Annotated in this window: 2 tRNA genes; both read left to right on the forward strand. The window is 41.3% G+C overall.

Annotation, left to right across the window (positions count from 1 at the left end):
* Window positions 1-70 precede the first annotated feature (70 nt).
* Window positions 71-147 (forward strand) — tRNA-Ile (locus tag L987_RS04320).
* Between the two features lie 21 nt (window positions 148-168).
* Window positions 169-244 (forward strand) — tRNA-Ala (locus L987_RS04325).
* Window positions 245-361: the final 117 nt, after the last annotated feature.

The following is a 361-nucleotide window of genomic DNA, read 5'->3' on the forward strand; positions in this document are numbered from 1 at the left end:
AAGATGCAGGAATAACATTGACATATTGTATTCAGTTTTGAATGCTCATTGGAGTATTCACATCGTGAATGGGCCTATAGCTCAGCTGGTTAGAGCGCACGCCTGATAAGCGTGAGGTCGGTGGTTCGAGTCCACTTAGGCCCACCATTGATTTTAATAAGTTTTTATGGGGGCTTAGCTCAGATGGGAGAGCGCCTGCTTTGCACGCAGGAGGTCAGCGGTTCGATCCCGCTAGTCTCCACCATGAAAAATTTTGTACATTGAAAACTAGATAAGTAAGTAAAATTTATGATTTTACCACGCAAAACCGAGTGAATTAGAGTTTTTTAACAAGCTTTGAATTCAAAAAGAAATAATCGCT

Source organism: Staphylococcus sp. ZWU0021 (genome assembly GCF_000798895.1).
GTDB lineage: Bacteria > Bacillota > Bacilli > Staphylococcales > Staphylococcaceae > Staphylococcus > Staphylococcus saprophyticus.